The sequence below is a fragment of the Bilifractor sp. LCP19S3_H10 genome (assembly GCF_052119185.1).
In the GTDB taxonomy this organism is placed as follows: domain Bacteria; phylum Bacillota; class Clostridia; order Lachnospirales; family Lachnospiraceae; genus Bilifractor.
In genome coordinates this window covers 113,961-132,229 of sequence record NZ_JBQKFT010000007.1, presented here as the reverse complement: position 1 = coordinate 132,229, position 18,269 = coordinate 113,961, and the positions used below count along the sequence as shown (strand labels likewise).

Sequence of the window (18,269 nt, the reverse complement as noted above, 5' to 3'; positions counted from 1 at the left end):
TAATAGATCTAGATGAATTACGTGGAATTTTTTACTCATATTTTATATAGTACGACAAGAAAATTTTTGAATCATTATTTCGATATTTGTGTATTTGATAGAAAGCAAATGCTTCATCTGAAATGTAATCACGAAATGGAGATAATGTTCCACGTGAAACATTAATGAGATATTTGTCCGTAGCCGAAATTCAGTAGACACCCATACGATAATCTTGCCACATACTGTATAAGCTACGGATTGCTCCGTGCTTCACACTCCCGCAATCCTACAGGTATGAGGATTTCGCGCGTTCGCGCTTCATCCTTATATCTGTTGCCTTCGAAATTAAGAAATACAGAGAAATGTTTCACGTGAAACATTAGGATTATTTAGAGCGTATTGAAGATAGTACAATTTGAAAATATACAGATGTTTCACGTGAAACATCTACCGATTATTTTTGAAAAATGGTATAATCAGTCTGTTGTTTCTTTATTAAAGTCTAAAACCGAACACAACAATATTTTTGATTGAAAGGAAGTATAAATCACTTGAGCAGAGTAATCGCTATTGCAAATCAGAAAGGTGGTGTCGGGAAGTCCACCACTGCTATTAATCTCTCTGCGTCTCTTGCCGAACTTGGCAGAAAAGTGCTTTTAATCGACATGGATCCGCAGGGGAATACTACCAGCGGAGTCGGAATCGACAAGCAGGAAATTGAAAATACAGTCTATGATCTCCTGCTCGGAGAATGCTCGCTCGAAGACTGTATAATTAAGCTGAAGTATAAGAAAAATGATGAAATCAAAAAATATTTTCTTCTGCCTTCGAATGTAGATCTGGCGGGCGCAGATATTGAATTGATTGAGACAGAAAATAAGGAGTATCTTCTCAGAGATAAAATCGCACCAGAACGGGAAAATTATGATTTTATCATTATTGACTGTCCGCCTTCTCTGAATCTGCTGACGGTCAATGCGCTTACTACTGCCGACAGCGTTCTTATACCAATTCAGTGTGAGTATTATGCGCTGGAGGGACTGGCACAGCTTTTATATACGATCAATCTGGTACAGGAGAGATTAAATGATAAGTTGACGATCGAAGGCGTTGTATTTACAATGTATGACTCAAGAACAAAGCTTTCCGGTCAGGTAATTGATGATGTAAAAGAAAACCTGGATGCTCACATATTTAAGAGCATCATACCCAGGAATGTACGTCTGGCGGAGGCACCGAGTTACGGTCTTCCGATTAATATTTATGCCAGAAAATCAGAAGGAGCAAAAGCCTACCGTAAGCTTGCAAAAGAATTGGTCAAGAAGGGAAAAGTTGAGTAATGGGATCAAGAGGTTTAAATAAGAAAAGAGGATTAGAGTCTCTGATTCCTCACAAAATTGACAATGAGGAAGAACAGGAAAAAGAACGGGAAAAAGAGGCAGGGCAGCGTAACCATAAAAGTATATCAAAATCACCATCGTCAGACAGTACTGAAAATGCTGGAAATGACATCGTTGAAAATGGCAGAAGCAATGATGACGCAGACAATATCACAAACGTTTCGAAGGAATCCATGTCTGGCAGCACGTCGTTAAAGGCAGGAAATTTATCCGATAGCGTTCCGGATAATACCAGATATTCCTCAGATCTATCCGCAGCATCAAAAAATATTTCCGAAGAATCTGCAGAAAACCGTGTGATTACGGTACCGCTGACCGAGGTTGTTCCCAATCAGGATCAGCCACGTAAGGACTTCAAGGAAGAGGCAATCCACGAGCTGGCCGATTCCATACGGCAGTACGGAGTTTTGCAGCCGCTTCTTGTTCAGAAGAAGGACAAGTATTACGTCATCGTAGCGGGAGAAAGAAGATGGCGGGCGGCAAAAGAAGCAGGATTGAAGGAAGTTCCTGTAATATTGAAAAACTTTGATGATCAGGAGCAGATGGAGATCTCTCTGATTGAAAATATTCAGCGTGAAGATCTGAATGCAATCGAAGAAGCAGAAGCTTATCGAAGACTCATCGACGAATTCCATCTGACACAGGATGAAGTGGCGGTAAAAGTAGGAAAAAGCAGATCAACAGTCACAAATGCTCTGCGACTTCTGAAGCTTGCAAAACCAGTGAGACATCTTTTGCTGAATGGGGACATCACCATGGGACACGCAAGAGCGCTCCTCGCAATCGAGAATGAAGAAGCGCAGATCAATGCGTCTCATCAGGTGATTCAGAAAAAAATGAGTGTGCGTGAAACGGAAAAACTTGTGAAGAGCATTTTGAACCCGAGAAAACAGCGCACAAAGCCGGAGATGGATGAGCAGACAGCACTTGCATATAAATCCATCGAGGAAAATCTCCAGAAACTGGTGGGAAGTAAAGTACAGATTAAGCCACAGGGAGACAGAGGGAAAATCGAAATTGAATATTATTCGCAGGAAGAACTGGAAAGAATCATTGATATGATCGGCTGAACGAGGGCGCAGGAAGGAAGTATAAATAATGAAAACTCTATTCGGGAGCACAGCAGCCGGAATCATAATTATTATCCTTGCAGTAGCCGTGGTGCTGCTCGCGGTTACACTGGCACAGACAAACAGGAGACTCAACCATCTGTCAAGAAAGTACCGGATTTTCATGAAGGGAAATGATGGAAAATCGGTAGAAAAAGCGATGGCATCAAAGATAAAGGCGCTCGACAAGCTGGACAGCAGACAGGCGGAGAATGCATCGTCGTTGAAGCACCTGCAAAAAATATACGATAAATCGCTGACAAAATACGGAATTGTGAAGTATGACGCATTCGAGGATGTAGGGGGGAAGATGAGCTTTGCACTCGCAATGCTCGATTCGGAGAACAGCGGATTTGTACTGAACGCCATCCACAGCCGGGATAATTGCTATCTCTATATCAAGGAAATCGTAAAGGGAGAATCCTATATCATGCTGAGTGATGAGGAAGTAGAGGCACTGCGGACCGCATATCATTATGGAGAGGAGAATATTCAGTAGATGCCCATACGATAATCGTGCCACAAACTGTATAAGCTACGGATTGCTCCGTGCTTCGCACTCCCGCAATCCTACAGGTGACCGACTTCGTCGGTCTGTCGCGGCGTTCGCCCCACCGCTTCACACTTTGTGTGAGCGGATATGGCTCACTGCCCGCGCATATTCGCACTTCCGTGCCGCTTACGCGTCACTTCGTGCTCATACCTGTTGCCTTCGAAATCGCATACAGTCTCTTACGCGCGCTTCGCGTGCGACGATCCTGTCTGCGTTTTCGAAGAGCTTATACGGTAAACCTCATACGATAAGTCGTGCCACATACTGTATAAAGCCAGCTGCTCCGTTGCTTCGCAACTCTCGCAGCTGCCACATGTATTCGCATTCTCGCGGTGTTTCACACCGCTCCATGCTCATACATGTTAGCGTCGTTCAAGCATGCAGTTTTCTGTGCATGCTTCGCATGCCCAAAAACTGCCCGCTTGACGACGGCTTTATACAGTAACTTGCAAATTGATGAGTGATATTATATAGTATTCAAAGCAGAATCAGGAGGAAGAAATCATGATTGATATTAAGTTTCTGAGAGAAAATCCAGAAGTAGTAAAACAGAACATCCGCAACAAATTCCAGGACAGAAAACTTCCGATGGTTGATGAAGTCATCGAGTTTGATAAAGAGAGAAGAGAACTTCTTCAGGAGAAGGAAGCGCTTCAGGCTGAGCGCAATAAGATTTCCAAGGAAATCGGAAAGCTGATGGGTCAGGGGAAAAAGGATGAAGCAATGGCAATCAAGGCAAAGGTTGCTGATACGGGAAAGAGAATTGCCGAGCTTGAAGACCGTCAGAAGGTTGTGGACGAGGAAATCAAGAAGAGAATGATGGTCATTCCCAATATCATCGATCCTTCCGTCCCGATTGGAAAAGATGACAGCGAGAATGTAGAAATTGAGAGATTCGGTGAGCCGAAGGTTCCGGATTTCGAGGTTCCTTACCACACGGATATTATGGAATCCTTTGATGGTATCGATATGGACGCGGCAGGACGTGTCGCCGGAAACGGATTCTATTATCTGCTCGGAGACATTGCAAGGCTTCATTCCGCAGTTCTGTCTTACGGACGTGATTTTATGATCAACCGCGGATTTACCTATGTAATTCCTCCATATATGATCCGCAGCGCGGTAGTAGACGGTGTAATGAGCTTCGATGAAATGGATTCGATGATGTATAAAATCGAGGGAGAGGATCTGTATCTGATCGGAACCTCAGAGCATTCCATGATCGGACGTTTCATCGACCAGATCATCCCGGAACAGAAGCTTCCGCTTACGCTTACCAGTTATTCCCCGTGTTTCCGCAAGGAGAAGGGTGCGCATGGAATCGAAGAGCGAGGCGTATACCGGATTCATCAGTTTGAAAAGCAGGAAATGATCGTTGTCTGCAAGCCGGAGGAGAGCATAGACTGGTACAACAAGCTGTGGAAGAACACGGTTGACTTCTTCCGCTCCATGGATATTCCGGTCCGCACACTGGAATGCTGCTCCGGAGATCTTGCGGATCTCAAAGTAAAGTCCTGCGATGTAGAGGCGTGGTCTCCACGTCAGAAGAAATACTTTGAAGTAGGAAGCTGTTCCAACCTCGGAGACGCTCAGGCGAGAAGACTGAGAATCCGCGTTCAGGGAGAGGACGGACAGAAATATCTCGCCAATACCCTGAACAATACCTGTGTCGCACCGCCGCGTATGCTGATCGCATTCCTTGAGAATAATCTGAATGCAGACGGTACAGTATCGATTCCGGAGCCGCTTCGTCCGTATATGGGTGGAAAGGACAAGCTTGTCCCGAGAAAATCCTGCCTGGAAAAATAATGGAACGAAACGGAAGCCATGAGAAAATCCACATGGACAGACCTGTCGTTTCAAAAAAATATTGAGAGGAGTTGCCTATGCATAAATTCCTCAGATCAATCGGTTTCAGCAGATTACATGAGCTTGACGATCTCGGCCGCCTGATTCAGGATGTCCTCGTTCACTATGATTTCAAAAAAACAGCAGTGGACGAAGAAGGACACCTTTTTGCAGAAATATCAAAGGAATTTGCTACAGACATGGGCGTGACCGTGTGCGGCACCTACGACAATGAAAACTTATTCCATATGGAATATCTGTTCCCGTTTTTCTGGGGATCGCAGGTCACCTCGTATGAGCAGATTGCCGTTGAACGCCAACTGGCCACAGAGTCGTTTGCCGGGGCCTGTGACGATATGAGAGTCGGCACGACACTGATTTTTTATGTGTCCAATGCAGGTGAATACATCAGCATGTGTGGCGGCGGACAGTTAAATGACACGACAACCTCGGTTTCCCTTTCTGCACTTGCGGAAAGCGGCACGGTACTGTTCCCTGTAAGGAAAGAACAGAAAGCGCTTCCCGTGGACCGGAAGAAACTGGAGGAGCGCAGTTCACTGTTCAATGCGGCACAGAATGGAGATGAAGATGCAATTGAGAGCCTGACGATGGAGGATTACGATACCTACACCATGCTCTCGCACCGGGTACAGAATGAGGATATCTACACCATTGTTGATTCCTATTTCATGCCTTATGGTATGGAATGTGACCTGTACAATATCATGGGCGACATCACGAGCTGTGAGGAAGTCAGAAATCACGCAACCGGAGAAAAGGTGTACCAGATCGGTATTATCTGTAATGACGTCCCTCTGGATGTCTGCATTAACGAAAAGGATCTGACGGGAGAACCGGAAGTCGGACGAAGATTGAAAGCAATAATCTGGCTTCAGGGAAGGTTGAATTTTTAATCGAAATGAGGTATAATGATATCTGTTCGTCTGAGCAGATATCATTATATATTTGTTTCTGTAGCTCAGCAGGATAGAGCGTCCGCCTCCTAAACGGAAGGCGGCCATCCGCCAAGGCGAAAGGCCAAAGTATCAAAGTTTACATAAGTTTCTGTAGCTCAGCAGGATAGAGCGTCCGCCTCCTAAGCGGAAGGTCGGCGGTTCGAATCCGCCCAGGAACGTTGAAAATACGCCATTTTCGGGTATTCCCGAGGGCGTATTTTTTATGCAAAAATGGGTGGCAGAACAGTTTGCCACCCAAAGGCGAAAGGCAGGTATTTCATGCGCCGGCGAAGGTTTTGCCACCCATTCGGTGGCAAAAATGAGCAACTTTGCCACCCAAAATGGCATTTTGCCACCCAAGGCCCTGAAATCGGCAAGATTTCACGGTTTTTTCCAGGTGATTGATTCAAATTTCGTCGCCGCGGTTCAGAAAAGCAAAATTAAACAGACAAGACATTTCAGGCGTTGTCATTGTGACAGCGCCTTTTTTTGTGCGGGCAGTGAGCCGCATCCGTACGCGCGGAGCGTGATGCGGTCGGCTTGTAAACTCGCAAGCTCGTTAACTGCGCCGACAGGCGTCGCACGTAAGCTTCGAGCTTACCTTCGGTCGCTCTCAGCAAGTGCTCATCGCTCTGAGGCGAACGCCGCAGCAACCCGACGAAGTCGGTATATGCCCGAAAGCCAGTGAAAGGAGGAAGCAGAGGGGCGACATAGATCAGTAAAGCAGAAATAATGAAAAAGGAGGATTTATGAGTAATTCAGATTTTTCTTCAGGTGCGGGTGCACAGAGGAGCCAGGGTGAATTCAGAGATGACAGGAACATGGATTCAATCATGAAAGAACTGTTTGAGATTGCAAAAGGTGAAATGACCGATCGCAGCATTCCGGATGTCTATAACCGGATGCTCAACAAGGTGAGAGTCCAGATGGTCACGAGAGACGGCAATGCAGAAAGACTTGCGGAGGTTCCGCATATCGACATGCTCGATATGGCGGCTGTGTTCCGTGTCGTGGTGCCCGGTGATGAAAGCACAGTGTCGACGGCAGTTACCAACAGCCTGCTTCGAAGATTTAATGTTACGCCGGAGAAATTCCGGCAGGATGCTCTGCTGGCAGCAGAAACAAATAATCCGGTCCGGATCGAAGGTCTCGGGAACGTATTGAGTGGACTGGAGAACCGGGAAGACGATCCTTATGATTCACCGCTTGTCTTTGCGGGAACCAGAGATCAGATGTGGGGCGCAGGCGTTATGGCTTACCCGAAGTTCATGGAAGAAGCGGCACAGAAGATCGGCGGTGACTTTTTCCTGCTTCCGTCTTCTGTTCATGAAGTGCTGCTTCTGCCGGATGACGGGACGATCGAGGCGGATTATCTGAAAGAGCTTGTGACGACAGTCAATATGACAGAGGTAGCGCCGGAGGAGCGACTGACAAATAATGCATATCACTATGATGCGAGGGAGCGTGTCTTTGATACGGTCGATCACTACCGCGAAGAACAGAAGAAACATTCTGTCCTGAAGGTTCTGGATGAGAGCAGAAAGGCTTCTGAAAAGGAAAATTCTGTTCATGATTCCTTTCACAGCAGTTTCCGCCAGCCACTGAGCCTCTGAGTATAAGATCCGGCGGCGCAGTACAGCATCGCCGGTGTTTTTGTAAAGGCAGGTGGTTTCCATGGAATTTGATTACCTGCATGCGTCAGAGCCGGATCCGTTTACTTTTTACCGCATCCCGAAGGAACTGTTCGATGATCCTGTCTTTTCCGATGTTTCCACACTGGCCAAGGTCCTGTACGGGATCTTTCTGGACCGCACTTCACTGTCCCGGAAAAAGGGCTGGATCGACGGGAAGGGTAATCTGTACATCATTTTTACCATCCGTCAGATACAGGACTGTCTGAGAATCGGCAACAAATACGCGGAAAAACTGCTGGATGAACTGGAGAACAAGGCGCATCTGATCGAGCGTGTGAGACAGGGATTCGGAAAGCCGAACCTGATCTATGTGAAGAACTTTTCTGTCCGGGTAGATGCAGTGGGACATTTCAAGACGTGTCCGAAAGACATTTCAGGAAATGTCCGGAAGACACTTCATGACGTGTCCGATGGACAATCAACTAATACTGATAATAGTGAGACTGATATAAGTGAGACTGATCTTCTTCTTCGGACGGAGGGAAGGAAGGTGCAGATAGTAGCAGAAAGTTCTGTCTCTGATGAACACTATACAGATCATGCCAATAGTGAAGCGGGAAGGAATGGTGAAGAAAGTGCACTGAGAAAAGCGTATCAGGAACATTTTGATGAAACGGCAGGATTTCCCTGGCTGATGAGTGAAGATCCCGCAGGGCGGGATCAGCTGAAGGAGATTCGGGAACTTCTGATCGACACATGCTGCAGCAGAAGAAAGGAAATCATGATCGGCGGCGAGCTGATCAGAGCGGAGCAGGTGAGAAGCCGGTTCATGAAACTGGGGCCGGATCATATCCGTTATGTCATGAAGGCACTCAGGGATAATACAGAAATGATCCGGAACATGAAGGCCTATCTCCTGACGCTGCTCTATAATGCGCCGCTGACGATACAGAGTTATTACCAGGCGTGGTACAACCATGACCGCGCGGAGGGAATGGAATGAATGACAGACGGAAGGAACAATAAGAATGAGCAGAACAAAAATCATGGCCTGTATCAACCAGAAAGGCGGGACGGGAAAATCAACTACCTGTGAGAATCTGGGGATCGGCCTGGCAAATGAAGGAAAAAAGGTACTGCTGGTTGATATGGATCCGCAGGCTTCCCTGACGATCGCGCTCGGGTGGCAGCGGCCGGATGACCTTGAGACAACCATATCGGACCTGATGATCCACACGGTCAGGGAGGATCCGCTTCCTTACGGAGCGGGGATCCTGCATCACGGAGAAGGGGTAGATCTTATCCCGGCCAATATCTCACTTGCGGGACTGGAAGTATCCCTGGTGAATGTGATGAGCCGGGAATCTGTGCTGAAGGAAACCCTGTCAGGGATCCGCGACTCCTACGATTATATTCTGCTGGACGGAATGCCGTCACTCGGCATGCTGACGATCAACACGCTGGCGGCTTCCGACAGCATTGTAATTCCGGTGCAGCCGCAGTACCTGTCGGCAAAAGGACTGGAACAGCTCCTGCAGACTGTTCACCGCGTGAAACGGCAGATCAATCCCGGCCTGAAGATTGACGGAATTCTTCTTACCATGACGGATTCCAGAACTAATTACACAAAGGAGATCACGGGGCTTATCCGTGAACAGTACGGCAGGAAGATCCGCGTGTATGACACGGAGATCCCGCGTTCCGTGCGGGCGGCGGAGATCAGCGCGGAAGGAAAGAGCATTTATCTGCATGATCCGAAAGGAAAGGTGGCGGATGCCTATAAGAGACTCACAAAAGAAGTACTGAACAATGAAGCGAGAAACAGACAGCGGGCGGCGGAATGCCTGTAAGCCTGCAGTAAACAAAACAGAGAAAACTGAGATCACAGCAAATAAGGTCTGAAAAACAGCAGAAAGGACGCAATATTGATGAGAGAAATGAACAGAAAAGAAGACAGAGCAGATAACAGAAGTCTTGAAAATATCCTTGAGGCAATCTTCAGTGTTTTGTCGGATAGAGAGGAGATGCCGGAGAGTGGCGGAGAAAAGGAACACGGATCAGATACAGACCGTGACAGACGGCCTGAAAAGGTTGCTGTCTGTCATGATCCCTCGGAGCGCATTCTCGTGTTTACTCCGGGTAAGCAGAGCATGATTCTCACGCACGAAGAAGTTTATCCCGTCATCGAAGAAAATGGTGAAAATCAGGTAACGTATGATATCTGCGACGGTGAATATCTGATCAGTTATGATAAGCGGGAAACAATCAGCGCAGATGGTTTCAGGCTTGTGAAAGGGCCGGTTTTCATCATCGCTCTTGATGGAGAAGAGGGAAACACAACGGATATGATGCTGGAAGATATCTGCTATCTTCTCTATCGGCTGGAATCCAGAGTGTGGGTGTGCTCAGGTACAGGTGAGTGTCTGCTCCGGCTGGAAGATATCCCGGACGATGTTACCGGGATTGAAGAGGACGGGTGCGAATGACAAGAGGGTGTGAATAACAAATGAAAGACCAGTAAGGCGGCATCGTAAAAGATGCCGTTTTTTTTATGCGATACCCAAAGCAGAGACAGAAATGCTTCATCCGCCCTGGAAGGGAGGGATGCCGGATGAACTGATCACCCAGATGCTTTTGTATATCAGTCAATAAATCAGGAAAGGAAAAGGTAATCATATGAGTGCGAAAAAATATAATTGTTATTCGCTCCGGGAGAGGATCTTTGCCGGAATTCTCTGTGCTGCGACGGCTGTTACCGGTGCGTGCAGCACAAGCACGGTAATGGCAGCAGGGAACACTGTGTCAGCGTCCTCTGCGTCAGCGGTTTCTTCGGCACCTGCTGAAACTGACAGCACAGCCGGATCTGTCGATTCGGTCGGATCAGACGGTACGGCGGTAGAAAAAACGGTTACATCAGATACTGCGGCTGCATTCGATGTGAGTACTTCAGAAGATACCGGCACAGCATCAGCTGCCGGGACAGTCACGGACGGCATGGATTTTTCTTCCGCCAGGCTGATCCTCGGAACAGCCGATGAAGGAATCATCGAAGATATGGACAATGTCGTGTCCAGTTATGACGGAGTCTATCTGCTGCAGTATGCTTCGGAAAAAGATGCAGAAAACGCATATGCCTACTACGCCGACAAAGCGGATTTTGTATCACCGGATGCCGGAATTCAGGCAGCGGATGATGCCAGTGTGGTCGAAGGCGGCGAGGTGAAAGAGGATACCGATGCTTTTACGGCGCTGGATGCTGCACTGGATGATACAGGGGATGAAAAGGAAGAGAAGGATGCGACGGCAGCAGGAAAAACAATCGCCGTGCTCGATTCCGGTATCAGCAAAAAGGACTTTGACAACGTCATCGATGCCGTATCCATGCTCGGTGAAAATACAGATGATGATAACGGACACGGGACGGGTTCGATGGAATACATCCTGTCGAAAAATCCGGATGCCCGTGTGATCTCTGTCAAGGTGCTTGATAAGAACGGCATAGGTACTGCTTCTGCTGTCTATGCGGGCATCCGCTATGCGGAAGAACAGAAGGCGGATATCATTCTGATGCCGCTCTATGCCTACTGCGATGCAGGCAATGCCGCGATCAGTGAGGCTGTCCGTGAAGCGGAGTCCGCAGGAATTACTGTGGTTGGTGCGGCCGGCAATGACGGGAACAATGCCAGCTATTATATCCCCGGCAGTATTACGGAAGCCATGATCGTCGGTGCCTGTGATGAAAAAGGAAACAGGATCACAAAGAGTAACTACGGGGATACCGTGGATTATTACGTGAAAGCTGGATCAACTTCGGAAGCATCCGCGCTGATGGCCGGATTCCTCAGCAGTATCAGCGGAAACACGGATGATGCCCTGACAGCAGCACTTCAGGAAAAAAGCTGGCTCTTTGCAAACGGCGTGGAAGCGGCGGATGGTTCCGGTGCCGATGTGCCTGACGCTAGCAGCGGTTTCATCGCAGCCGATGATCTCGCATCTTATGTAACGGATGGAACCCATCCGGAAGATCAGTACATCACACAGTGGCTTGGCGTCAGTAAGGAGAAAATTCTGGCGGAGCTGAACAGTCATACCGCTGACAACTATTATCTGACGACGCCTTATTTGTCTCTCGGCCTGACCGGTAATCTGCCCCGTCCGAACGGTGATACCGGCGGTTATACAGCAGGGATGCAGTGCACCGGTTTTGTTGTCTATGTGCTGAACAAGGCAGCCGGGTATGCCAACACCGTCCCCACCATGTCGAATCAGAACATGTATTTCAAGATCTCTGATGGAAAATACTGGGGTCTTTACGGTTCCTGGCTGAATGCCTTCAAAGCGCATCACATCATCGGTTACTATTTTAACAGCAAGGAAGACATGCTGAAATCCGGGAAACTTCAGAAGGGCGATATTCTGATCATTGACCCGTCAGGCAGCGGGCTTGTCAATAACAAGGATGCCGACGGAAACGTTCGTGACGGCCATACCGGTTTCTTCTGGGGCGACAGCTCTTCCGAAGACAAGTGCTGGCATTCTGATCATCACATGGTCAACGGCCAGACAGTCATCATGAGCAATGTCATCAGTGAGATTACCGGAAAGCTGAGTGCGCCGTACAACAACTATCTGGTCATTCCGCTCGGTGAACCCGGGGAAGGCGATCCGGGCCTTGTAAGGGTGAAAAAACTTGACGCGGAGACAAACCAGCCGGTTGCCGGGGCAGTCTTCCAGTTCGCTTTCAAGTCTGATGACGGAAAGCATGATTTTACCTGCGAGTTTAAGTCGGACAGTGACGGCATCGCATCGATCGATAACAATCATCTGGCATCCGGATCGATCCCGGCGGACCTTATGTCCGGCAACATCGTGAAGCTGCCGCATGGAACAATGACCGTAACAGAGACAAAAGCACCTGACGGGTATACAACCGACGGCTGTGTCGTGTCAAAGGAAGGACAGACGCTCAGCAATACAACGACCGTCTCCTTTAAACTCGGAGAGAAGGGCTGGACATTCCAGAACAATGCCGTCGATGTGGACGGCGTCATCGTGAAAGATGAGGAGATCCCTCCGAAGGGCGGCGTGGAGATCGAGAAGTTCGATATCGAAGATCTCGGCAGTGCTTCCACCGGCGTTTCCGGCGGATGCGGAACCGGACATGCGCAGGGCAGCGCGACACTGGAAGGCGCGAAGATCGCCATCGTGAAAGATGACGGAAAGACAGTCGTCACCACACTTACGACCGACGCGAACGGCCTTGCGAAGACGGCAAGTGATGCGCTGGATGTCGGAAAGTATTATGCCGTGGAGATCACTCCCCCGAAGGGATATCTGGAACAGGGTGACAGTGCAGCGTCCATCGATCTGAACAGCATCGATATCAGTAAACTGGATCCGAATCTGTACTGCTCTTTTGAGCTCACGAAAGAGAAGACGAGAAGCAGTGATCCGGTCGTGCATCTGAAGGGAAAGAAGACGGGAGAATCCATTCAGAACGAAGTGATCCGCGGCGGCGTTCTTGTCGTCAAGGCGGACAGCGAGTGGAAGAAATCGGAATCCCAGGGTGATGCAAGCCTTGACGGTGTAATCTATACGATCTACAACGAATCGGCTCATCCGGTCATTGTAGATAATAAGGAATGCCAGCCGGGTGATGCGGTGGAATCCATCGTGACGGAATGGGATGCTTCCAGAAAGGCCTATGTGGCCACGACCGGAACGACCGACCGTGCAAAGATGCTCCCATACGGATCCTATAAGATCGTCGAGACTTCGGTTACAACGACAAACGGATATAAGAAAGACGGATGGGAGAAGCACTTCACGATCGATACCGAAGGTCAGATGGTGGAGTTTAAAGATGAAGGATCCGGATGGAATACCGATACCGTTTACAGAGGAAGGGTCATCATCGGAAAAGTTGACCGTGAGACCGGACTCTATACGTCCCTCGGCGCAGCCCATCTGGACGGCACATGGTTCGAGATCATCAACCGCTCGGACTATATCCATCCCTCGAATGGCACGGTCCATTTCAGGGGAAAAGACTATAAGACCGGTGAAGTGATCTGCAGAGAGCAGGCCAGGTGGGACGATGACCTGAAAGCATACGTGCTGAAAGTTGATGAGATCCCGTTCGGAACCTATGAGATCCGTGAGGCTGAGAAAGATCCGGATACAAAAGCAGGATCACTGCTGAGTCAGGCAGACACGCTTTATTCAGCCGACAATGTGGCTGGTTCCGGTCTTGACAGCATCTTTTCCGCGGAGGGAAATCTCGGAAAGAATCTGATTTCGAAGTTCAGTCTTCCAGAAGAACGGGCATCGGGAACCGGCTATCTCTATGACAGCACTTCCCGGAACTGGTATCAGTATTTCCAGATCCGGAAAGACGGAGAGGAAGTCTATATCGATTACGACTTCGGCGGCGATGTGGGAAACTACGACGGGACAAGGACGGCTGAGCAGAAAGCCAACAATGACGGCGACCGCTCTGATGCGCATCCGAATCAGCAGCTGACTTACAACCAGACGAAGGATACGAAGAACCAGCAGCTCAGCGTGACATACAGCAGCGGAAAAGTCACGGATAATCAGAAAGCATCCGTGCAGAGTGCTGCCGACAATCAGGTCATGCGTGATGATATCCATTTCAACAAAGTGGATAACGAATCGAAGACCATGCCGAATACCATTTTCAAAGTCACATCAAAGTCAACCGGTGAGTCTCACATCATTGTGACCGGAGGCAACGGCTCTTATGATTCCGCTTCCTATAATGACAGTGAGACAGAGGGCAGAAGAAAGCACACGTACCTCACCAACCTGCTCGATCCGGAGATCGACGGAAAAGATCCTTCAAAAGACCGGTATTCCGGAAATCTCGCCAGGACGATCCAGATCGATAAGTACGGCGACTGGTATGTGGCAAATGATGACCTCACCAAAAAGGATACAGATTACTCGACGTATTTTTACGCGAATGATTATCAGAACAATTTTGGAACCTGGTTCACCGGCCTTTCCCCTCTTTCAGAGGCAGGCTGGAAGGTAAAGCAGAAACTGACGCAGAAGCATATCGATGATCTGACTGCACAACTTGAAAACGCGAAGGCAGATGAGAAGAAGGCGATTCAGAATGAGATCGAAGACCTTCATGAGGAATATGAGCTGGAAATTCAGTGGGCGGAGCATGCTGCGAAGGACGGCTATGCGGTCTGGAACAGATATTTTACCTCCTCCAATACTGACGGCACGAAGACGTATGACGGAACAACCTATACCGTGTATGCGGCAAACGGCCACACCAATACGGTAAAGGTAAACGACACTCTCCGTGCGCTTCCGTTTGATACCTATCTCATCGAAGAGCTGCCGTGCGGGGAGAACAAGGGAAAGAACCTGATCAGCTTCACATTCACGACAGCGGAGACAGCTGACATGGATATGAATGACTGGTCCTCTTATCATGACGACGGCATCGAGAACGCCGGCGGTGACGGAAAGATCACGGGCATCAACATTGATCTCGGCACCAGAGTCAACTACAACGTGGGCATCTATACCACGCTGAACTTCGTCAACAACGCCAGTGTCGCAACGAAGACAGCGCCAGCGGGAAAGAACGTATCTCTTGTCGATACCGTGCACTATGACAACCTGCTGCTCGGCAATAAGACAGATGAAACGGGTGACAATAAGCCGGAGGACAGTGACCGTTATTATAAGCTGGTCGGTGAACTGCACAGGGTGCGCCGCACAGAAAACGCGGACGGAACGGTTACCTGTACTGCGGATACCGATGTTCTGGCATCCGGATCAACGACATTTCATCCGACAACGACCAATGGTGATGTGAAGGTAAGCTTTGACAGCGTGGATATCAGCGGCCTCGGCTCTGACAGCCTCGTTGCCTATGAGTACCTTTATTATTACTACAATGGTCAGTGGCAGCTGATCGCAGACCATGCGGACGATTCCGATGCGGACCAGACCGTATCTGTTCCGGCCATTCATACCACCGCAAAAGGTGATATCGAACACGTGTCTGACGGCGATGCGACGGAGCATAAGGGAAAGGTCACGATCACGGATACCGTAGCGTATTCCAATCTGACACCGGGCACGAAGTATGAGATGACCGCAGTGCTGAAGGATAAGTTTACAACGGTTAAGGAAAAGGATGCGGATGGAAAAGAAATCTCCGTTCCGGCGATCCTCCTGTATAAAGATTTCCTTGGAAACTACAAACCGGTAACGAATACAGTATCCTTTACGCCTGACAAGGCAGACGGATCCGTAGATGTACCGGTAAAGATCAGTCTGAACAACCTTTACCTCGGAACTTCCGACGGTGAGGATGAAGACCAGATCACGAAGCTGGACAGCCTTGCCGGGAGAACGGTTGTTGCCTTCGAGACACTTTCGGTTAACGGTGAGACCTATGCCGTGCATGAGGATATCAATGATAACGGGCAGACGGTTACCTTCCCGGAGATCCATACAACAGCGACGGTAAACGATACCGGAGATCACACGGTGACTGCGAACGATCAGAAGAATACTGTTGTCTATGATGAGGTTCAGTACACCAATCTGATTCCGGGAAAGACGTACACCATCTATGGCGTGCTCCACAGGAAGACTTATGATCTTCTCGGAAATGCAAAGGACGGCGGTGTTCTGACCGATGAGGATGGAAACGATGTGACCGGTGTTCTGGTGGACAGCAGGACAAAGAAGGATCTTGGTACGACGGAATTTACGCCGGAAAAAGCTTCTGGTTCCGTTCTGCTGAAGTTTACTTTTGCCACAAAGCTTCTCACTAATGAGAATACCGGTGAAGCAGACAGCGAACTCGTGGCGTTTGAGACACTGAAAAGAGAGAAGACGACGGTCGCGGCGCATGCCGATATCTCCGATGCGTATCAGACCGTTGCTGTCTCCAGCATGAAGACTATGGCAGTCGATGCTGAGACGGGGACACATCAGATGACATCACCTGTCGATGAGAACGGAAAGCCGGTCCGGATTACGATCAACGATACCGTATCGTATATCGGGCTCGTACCGGGAAAGACGTATGACATCAAAGGAAAGCTGGTGGATAAAAAAACAGGTCAGACGGCGCAGGATGCGGAAGGCAATGACATCACTTCTTCCGTGACATTCCAGGCGGAAAAAGCAGATGGCAGCCAGGTGGTTCCGTTTACTTTTACAGGGATGAACCTGACGGAGGAAGACCGCTATGCGGGATTTACGCTAGTTGCCTTCGAGACGCTTTATGACCATGAGACGGAGAAACCAGTCTATAAACATGAAAACGTAAGTGATGCTGACCAGACGATTTATATCGCCGGAGTGAAAACAACCGCGACAGACAGCGATACGGATTCCCATACCATGTCGATGAACCGCGAGATCCACATCACGGACCGGGTGGAGTATAAGAACCTGATCCCGGGAAAGAAATACACCGTGACGGGTACACTTCATTATCAGGAGAAACGCTCCGGCGGCAGGATCACCGACGGCGGTACTGTGACGGACAACAGCGGCGAGGCAGTTCAGGCATCGCAGGAATTCACGCCGACAGCAGCTGACGGCTATGTGAATCTGAAGTTCACGTTCGTTCCGGATGTGGATGAGATCGCGGGAAAGACGGTCGTGGCATTTGAGAGCCTGACCCAGGAAGGAAAACTGGTCGGCGTTCACGCGGATATCACCGATGAGGCACAGTCCGTCATGAAGCCTTCCATCCACACAACCGTGAAAGGCAATGTGGAAAACGATACCCATAAACTGGTGCTGAAAGAAGATACAACGTTCACGGATACCGTAACGTATGAGAACCTGATCCCGGGTGAGGAGTATACGCTCATCGGAACTCTGATGGACAAGGGAACGAACGCGCCGGTGACGGTGAACAACGAAAATGTAACTGCTGAAAAGACCTTTACCGCTAAAGGCAGTGCTGGAACCGAGGATGTAAAGTTTGAGGGTTTTGATCTCCGGGAGATCTCTTCGCAGTACCTCGTCGTATTTGAGAAACTTTACAAAAACGGTGAACCTGTGGCAGAGCATGAGGATTTCAATGATGCGGACCAGAGTCTGACACCGGAAAAGGAGACACCTCCGGAAACAAAGGTGGAAATTCATACGACAGCTGACCTGAAGGATGTAGATGATGACGGTACGGCAACGGTTGTGGATACGGTGAAGTATTACAACCTGACACCCGGAAAGATCTATGTACTCAAAGGAATCCTGATGGATAAGTCGGAGGACAGAGAGGTTCTTGTGGATGGTTCCAGGGTGACGGCGAATAAGGAATTCACACCAACCGAGGCTGACGGAACTGCTGATGTGACCTTTACCTTCAACGCGGAGAAGCTTAATGGTAGAAAGCTTGTCGTTTTTGAGGAACTGTATCTCGATGATGAGCTTGTCGCAGACCATAAGGATATCAATGATGAGGACCAGACGGTTGAAATCCCTGAGAAGCCGGAGGATACGGTGACGCCTACACCAACACCGAAGCAGACAAAAACTGCTTCCGAAACAAAGACGGCCACACCGGTATCGACAGGAACGTCTGCATCGCAAAATGCGCCGCAGACGGGTGTCCGCACGATCATCCCGGAACTGATCGTTCTCCTGGCAGCTATCGGGGCAGGCATTGCGGGTACTGTTATCTACAGGAAACGCAGAAATCACGGAAACAGCCAGCACTGATGAGATACCGAAAGGCATCAGAGAAAGTGCAGTTTTGTATGGGAGAGACA

11 protein-coding genes and 1 tRNA gene are annotated in these 18,269 nt (G+C 48.9%); all 12 read left to right on the top strand.

Going from position 1 to position 18,269, the window contains the following annotated elements; translation table 11 throughout:
• Window positions 1-533 precede the first annotated feature (533 nt).
• The 12 genes from ACTQZS_RS07725 (at window position 534) to ACTQZS_RS07670 (ending at window position 18,219) form a co-directional block, all read left to right on the top strand.
• On the top strand, window positions 534-1,322 hold the full coding sequence (locus tag ACTQZS_RS07725; protein ID WP_441475295.1) for a ParA family protein: 789 nt from the start codon (window positions 534-536) through the stop codon (window positions 1,320-1,322).
• The gene (locus ACTQZS_RS07720) at window positions 1,322-2,452 is read left to right on the top strand and encodes a ParB/RepB/Spo0J family partition protein (protein ID WP_441475294.1); all 1,131 of its coding nucleotides are present in this window, start codon (window positions 1,322-1,324) and stop codon (window positions 2,450-2,452) included. Before ACTQZS_RS07725 ends, ACTQZS_RS07720 begins: the two co-directional genes overlap by 1 nt.
• A gap of 28 nt (window positions 2,453-2,480) precedes the next feature.
• Window positions 2,481-2,990, top strand: coding sequence for a DUF4446 family protein (locus tag ACTQZS_RS07715; protein WP_441099343.1), 510 nt, complete (start codon window positions 2,481-2,483; stop codon window positions 2,988-2,990).
• A gap of 558 nt (window positions 2,991-3,548) precedes the next feature.
• The gene (gene serS / locus ACTQZS_RS07710; RefSeq protein WP_441475293.1) at window positions 3,549-4,853 is read left to right on the top strand and encodes a serine--tRNA ligase; all 1,305 of its coding nucleotides are present in this window, start codon (window positions 3,549-3,551) and stop codon (window positions 4,851-4,853) included.
• Window positions 4,854-4,930: 77 nt separating this feature from the next.
• Window positions 4,931-5,806 carry a DUF3881 family protein gene (locus ACTQZS_RS07705; protein WP_441475292.1) on the top strand — a complete coding sequence of 292 codons (876 nt, stop codon included), beginning with the start codon at window positions 4,931-4,933 and terminating at the stop codon, window positions 5,804-5,806.
• A 147-nt stretch (window positions 5,807-5,953) separates the two neighbouring features.
• Window positions 5,954-6,027 (top strand) — tRNA-Arg (locus tag ACTQZS_RS07700).
• A gap of 44 nt (window positions 6,028-6,071) precedes the next feature.
• Window positions 6,072-6,536 carry a hypothetical protein gene (locus tag ACTQZS_RS07695; protein WP_441475291.1) on the top strand — a complete coding sequence of 155 codons (465 nt, stop codon included), beginning with the start codon at window positions 6,072-6,074 and terminating at the stop codon, window positions 6,534-6,536.
• A gap of 61 nt (window positions 6,537-6,597) precedes the next feature.
• Window positions 6,598-7,461 (top strand): DUF5688 family protein, encoded by an 864-nt coding sequence (locus tag ACTQZS_RS07690; protein ID WP_441475290.1) that lies wholly within the window; start codon window positions 6,598-6,600, stop codon window positions 7,459-7,461.
• A gap of 61 nt (window positions 7,462-7,522) precedes the next feature.
• The gene (locus ACTQZS_RS07685) at window positions 7,523-8,485 is read left to right on the top strand and encodes a DUF6017 domain-containing protein (protein WP_154458900.1); all 963 of its coding nucleotides are present in this window, start codon (window positions 7,523-7,525) and stop codon (window positions 8,483-8,485) included.
• Between the two features lie 25 nt (window positions 8,486-8,510).
• Window positions 8,511-9,332 carry a ParA family protein gene (locus ACTQZS_RS07680; RefSeq protein WP_154458901.1) on the top strand — a complete coding sequence of 274 codons (822 nt, stop codon included), beginning with the start codon at window positions 8,511-8,513 and terminating at the stop codon, window positions 9,330-9,332.
• Window positions 9,333-9,410: 78 nt separating this feature from the next.
• Complete coding sequence (locus ACTQZS_RS07675; protein WP_154458902.1) at window positions 9,411-9,968, top strand: hypothetical protein; 558 nt, start codon at window positions 9,411-9,413, stop codon at window positions 9,966-9,968.
• A 190-nt stretch (window positions 9,969-10,158) separates the two neighbouring features.
• A complete protein-coding gene (locus ACTQZS_RS07670) occupies window positions 10,159-18,219 on the top strand; it encodes a VaFE repeat-containing surface-anchored protein (protein WP_441475289.1) in 8,061 nt (2,686 codons plus the stop codon).
• Window positions 18,220-18,269 lie beyond the last annotated feature (50 nt).